General features: G+C 74.8%; 4 protein-coding genes and 1 pseudogene. 3 read left to right on the top strand and 2 right to left on the bottom strand.

Going from position 1 to position 5057, the window contains the following annotated elements; genetic code table 11:
* From V7E46_RS32350 to V7E46_RS32340, 3 genes and pseudogenes are all read left to right on the top strand, one after another.
* Positions 1 to 145 (top strand): LmrA/YxaF family transcription factor (locus V7E46_RS32350; RefSeq protein WP_443054417.1); only part of this gene is annotated, 145 nt, incomplete at its 5' end.
* Positions 146 to 423: 278 nt separating this feature from the next.
* Positions 424 to 846, top strand: a pseudogene (locus V7E46_RS32345) (universal stress protein); the annotation flags it as partial.
* 112 nt (positions 847 to 958) lie between these two features.
* Positions 959 to 2884, top strand: coding sequence for a S9 family peptidase (locus V7E46_RS32340; RefSeq protein WP_333771742.1), 1926 nt, complete (start codon positions 959 to 961; stop codon positions 2882 to 2884).
* Here the strand turns inward: V7E46_RS32340 and V7E46_RS32335 are convergent.
* Both V7E46_RS32335 and V7E46_RS32330 read right to left on the bottom strand, forming a co-directional pair.
* A complete protein-coding gene (locus V7E46_RS32335) occupies positions 2864 to 3739 on the bottom strand; it encodes an SURF1 family protein (RefSeq protein WP_333771741.1) in 876 nt (291 codons plus the stop codon). The two genes, V7E46_RS32340 and V7E46_RS32335, sit on opposite strands and share 21 nt — an antisense overlap.
* Before the next feature lie 76 nt (positions 3740 to 3815).
* The coding region (locus V7E46_RS32330) for a hypothetical protein (protein WP_333771740.1) at positions 3816 to 5057 on the bottom strand (1242 nt) is incomplete at its 5' end.

Here is a 5057-nt window from a genome sequence, read left to right as displayed (position 1 = left end):
CACCCGCGCCACCGCCCTGGCCACCTTGATGATCTCCGCCCTGGAGGGCGCCATCCTGATGGCCCGCGCCCACGAGTCCACGACTCCGCTGACCACGATCACCGAAGAACTCACCCCCCTCCTCAACGCAGCCATCGCCGCTTGACCGGCTGCGGGTCGCCGCCCCGACCGGGTCGCCGCCGAGGTCGCAGGGCGACAGCAAAAGGCACTGACCCGGGGTGCGAGCGCCCGGCCCCGACGGACCGCCGCGTCCGTCCCTGCCGCAAGCACCCACCCCGGTCCGGGCCAGGCGCAGCCCGGCGCACCGTCATGCGAAGACCCCCCACCCTGGTTAAGGTGCAAAAGGCGGGCACCCGACTTCCGCGACACCGCGCGAAGCCCCGCACGACACGTGACGAAGCAAGGCGTAAGGCGTGGAGCCCGATGGCAAACGGCACGATCGTGGTGGGCGTCGACGGCTCGACGCCCGCGCTGCAAGCGCTGCGCTGGGCCGGCCGCCAGGCCGGGATGACCGGCGCGACGCTCGTCGCGGTCATGGCCTGGGAGCTGCCCGGAGCATTCGGCTGGGCAGGCATGCCGGAGCTGCCGGAAGACCTGGACCTGGAACAGCCTGTCGCCCGGGTCCTGGCGGAGACGGTCAGCGAGGCATTCCCGCCGGAGCAGGCGGCAGCCGTCCAGCAGGTGGTCGTGCTGGGCAACCCGGCCCAGGCCATCCTGGACCAGGCCCAGGACGCCGACCTGATCGTGGTCGGCGTGCGCGGCCAGGGAACCTTCCGTGCGACGTTGCTCGGCTCGGTAAGTCATACCGTCACACTTCACGCGACCTGCCCGGTCGTGGTCGTGCGGGGGACGACGGAAGTGCCGGGACAGCCGCACTTCGTCGCGCATCGCCCAGAGTTATCCACAGGCTGTGACGACAGACGCTCCTGAGGTGTGCTCGGCGGAGCATCATGGGGGCATGAACGAAACGACCGGATCCGCCAGCGGGTCCACGCCCGAATCCGACGCCGTGCCGGCCGTGCCCGCACCCTCCCCCCTCGCGCCGGAGAGCCTGCCCGGCTCGACCGCCTCGGCCCCGGACGCCCTTCCGGGATCCCTCCCCGACTGGGAGAAGAGGTATCGCGCACCCCGGGTCGGCCTGCCGGAGTGGGCGGAGGACGCCCCCGACCACAGCCTGTTCGTCTCGGACGTCACCGGCACGTACGAGCTGTACGCGTGGAATCGGACGACGGGCGAGCGCCGCCAGGTCACCGACCGGCCGAACGGCACGACGGACGGCACCCTCAGCCGCGACGGCGCCTGGGTGTGGTGGTTCTCCGACACCAACGGCGACGAGTTCGGCGTGTGGATGCGCCAGCCGTTCGACGGTGGCGAGGACATACCGGCCGCCCCCGGCCTCGCCCCCTCCTATCCGGCGGGCGTCGCGCTCGGCGTCGGCGGCCTCGCGGTCGTCGGCCGCTCCACCGACGACGAGGGCACGACCGTGCACGTGGTGCCGCCGGACGGCGCCGAGCCTTACGAGATCTACCGGCACGAGGAGTCCGCCGGAGTCGGCGACCTCTCGGAGGACGGCACGCTGGTCGTCATCGAGCACACCGAGCACGGCGACGCGATGCACAGCGCGCTGCGGGTGCTGCGGGTCGCGGACGGCTCCGTGGTGGCGGAGCTGGACGACACCGAGGACGGCACCCGGGAGCTGGGCCTCGACAGCCTCGGCTTCGCCCCCGTGCCCGGCGACACCCGGCTGCTGGTCGGCCATCAGCGGGCCGACCGCTGGCTGCCGATGATCTGGGACGTGGCCGGCGGCGAGCAGATCACCCTGGCGATCGACCTGCCCGGCGACGTGCAGGCCGAGTGGTATCCGGACGGCAGCGCACTGCTGGTGGTGCACGACTTCCGGGCCCGCAGCGAGATGTTCCGGTACGACCTGGCGGCCGGCACGCTGACCGCGCTCGACACCCCGCGGGGTTCGGTGAGCGGCGCCACCGCCAGGCCGGACGGCACGGTCGAGTATCTGTGGTCGTCGGCCGCACGGCCCCCGGCGGTGCGCTCGACCACCGGCGCGACCGTGCTGGAGGCCCCGGGGCTGCGGGCGCCCGACTCGGTTCCGGTGGAGGACGTGTGGGTGGACGGCCCCGGCGGCCGGATCCACGCCCTGGTGCAGCGGCCCCCCGCCGCCGCGGCCCGGGGCAAGGGCCCGCTGCCGACGGTCTTCGAAATACACGGCGGCCCGACCTGGCACGAGTCGGACTCCTTCGCGGCCGGCCCCGCGGCCTGGCTGGACCACGGTTTCGTGGTGGTGCGGGTCAACTACCGCGGGTCGACCGGCTACGGCCGCGAGTGGACGGACGCGCTCAAGCACCGGGTCGGCCTGATCGAGCTGGAGGACATAGCTGCGGTCCGTGAGTGGGCGGTGTCGTCGGGACTGGCCGACCCGGCGCGGCTGGTGCTCACCGGCGGCTCCTGGGGCGGCTATCTGACCCTGCTGGGCCTCGGCACCCAGCCCGGTGCCTGGGCGGTGGGCATCGCGGCGGTCCCGGTCGCCGACTACCCGACCGCGTACGCCGACGAGATGGAGGCGCTGAAATCGCTCGACCGCACCCTCTTCGGCGGCTCCCCGGCCGACGTGCCGGAGCGCTATGCGGCCTCGTCCCCGCTGACCTACGTGGACAAGGTCACCGCCCCGGTCTACATCAGCGCGGGGATGAACGACCCGCGCTGTCCGATACGCCAGATCGACAACTACGTAGAGCGGCTGCGGGCGCTCGACAAGCCGCACGAGGTGTACCGCTACGACGCGGGCCACGGCTCCCTCGTCGTGGAGGAGCGCATCAAGCAGGTCCGGCTGGAGCTGGCCTTCGCCCTACGCCACGTGGGCGGCTGACCCGGCCGGCTCGTCGGTAGCGCCCGCCGGGCCCGGGTCCGGCTCGGGGTCCGGGCCCGGCGGGGGCAGCAGGCCGAGCGCGGCGTCGGCCTGCGCCTCGGCCTCCCGGCGGGCCAGCCGGAAGTACATGAAGACCACGAAGCCGGCGAAGACGAACCACTCACCGGTGTAGCCGAGGTTCTGGAAGGCCTTGAGGTCCAGGCCGCTGCCCGGGGGCGCCACCGGGGGCACCGGCTTCAGCGGTGCGGCGGAGTGGGTGGCGGTGATCCAGCCGCTGTAGACGGGATAAGGGAGGACATTGACGAGAGCGGCGGCACTGATGATGCCGAGCTGCCCGGCCGGCAGCGCGCCGGGAGCGGCGGGCACTCCGTTGGTGCCCGCGGTCTCGGGGTATTGAAGCGCGCCGGTCACGGTGACCTCGCCGGCCGGAGCCGGCGGCACTGCGCCGAGGCCGGTGGCGGCCGGGACATCACCGGGCAGCCAGCCGCGTACCACGGGCAGCGCGGCACCGCTGTCGAGCCGGAGGGGAGTCAGGACGTAGTAGCCGTTGCGGCCGTCGAGCAGGCGGTCGGGGACGAGGAGCTGGCGGGCGGTGTCGTAGCGGCCGGTCGCGGTGACCGGGCGGCCCGAGCCGTCCGAGGGCACCTGGGTCCTGGTGTCGGGCAGCAGCCCGGCCAGCGGCACCGGCGCCCGGCCGGCCGTCTGCACCTCGGTGTGCTTGGCGTCCTTGTGCTGGTCCACCCGGCTCTCGAAGCGGCTCAGCTGCCAACTGCCCATGAAGACGCAGAAGGGCACGGCGAGCAGTACGAGCACGCCGACCGCCAGCCAGCGCGGGGTGAGCAGGAACCGGTACACACCTCCACGGTACGGGGGTGCCTGCGACGGTCCGTCACCGGGACCGCCGTAGCAGGCGGCACCCCCGCGCCGCCTGCTACGACGGTGGGGTGTCCGACGGGGCCGCGGCCATCGGCGCCGTCGTGTAGATGGTGCCGGCGCAGGCCCCCTGGAGGGTCGGGCCGGCGATCACCGGGGCGCCGGCCGCCGGGGTGTGGGTGAGCGAGATGGCGGCGGGCTGCGTCGGGCCCGAGGGACCGCCGGGCGGCGGGGTCTGCGACACCGGGCTGTCGGCGGAGTTCGAGCCGCCCGGATCGGGCACGGAGGTGTCCGTCGGGGTGCCGCTCGGGCTCGGGGTGACCGGCGGGGAGCTGGGCGGCGGACAGCCGCCGGGTCCCGCTGCGGAGGGCACCCAGGCGAAGGCGACCTCGTAGTTCTCGCCGGGGGCGAGCACGACGGGGACGTCGTCGGCGGTGGCGGGCAGCCCGGTCGCGGGGTCGCCGGAGGTGTGGTTGACCACGGTGATCTGCGAGGGGTCGGCGGGGCCGTACGCGGTCACGTCCACCTGCCCGGGGGCGGGCGGCACGGCGCAGGCGGCGGTGGAGACGTTGGCGACCCGGAACCAGCCGTAGATCCGGCCGCCGGAGTCGGGGGAGCCGGCCTTGCTGCGGCCCTGGCCGAGCTGGCTGCTCGAACAGGCGGGTGCGTCGACCGACGGCAGCCCGCCCGGGCTGGTGGCCATGCTGGACGGGCCGCCGGTGCCGCCCGCGGCCGGGGACCGGCGGTCCGGGCCGTCACCGTCCGGCCCGCGGCCGGCCTGCCCGGAGTCGCCCGCGGCGCCCCAGGAGTTGAGGCGGCCGTCCTCGCCCGGCTGGGCGGTGTGCGCGCTGGCCACGTTGGCCGGGGCGGCAGCCGCGCCGCCCCGTGAGCCGGCGGCGTGGATCAGCGCGGGCACCGCCGTGCCGACGAGCAGTACCGCGGCCGCGCTGCCGGCCAGCGCCTGCCGACGGTGCTGGCGGCGGGCCGGCACGGCACGCCGCAGGTGGTCGAGCGCGTCCGGGGTGGGCTTGAGGTCACGGACGGCCTCACGCATGAGGTCGCGCAGCGCCGCCTCCTCGGCGGTCTCGCCGAACAGTTCGGTCAGGCCGAGCATGTCGTCCGCGCGGCGCCCGCTGTCGGCACGGTCCGCAGGGTCCGCGTCATCCGTATCGCCCGCGTCGGGCGGCCCGGCGCGCCCGGCCGAGTCGGCCGGTTCGGCCGCGGGGGTCGATGAGGGTGCCGAGGGCGCCGGGGGAGACGAGGGTTCCTGGTGGGCTGCGGGTGCCGGGGAGGCCGGGAG

This window comes from Streptomyces sp. IBSBF 2435 (assembly GCF_036815005.1).
In the GTDB taxonomy this organism is placed as follows: Bacteria; Actinomycetota; Actinomycetes; order Streptomycetales; family Streptomycetaceae; genus Actinacidiphila.
The sequence above is the reverse complement of the archived record's forward strand: the minus strand, read 5'-3'. Positions and strand labels throughout refer to the sequence as shown.

Bases quoted from the DNA above. Each gene is read 5' to 3' on its own strand.
- V7E46_RS32340 (WP_333771742.1), top strand. From the start codon at position 959: ATGAACGAAACGACCGGATCCGCCAGCGGGTCCACGCCCGAATCCGAC.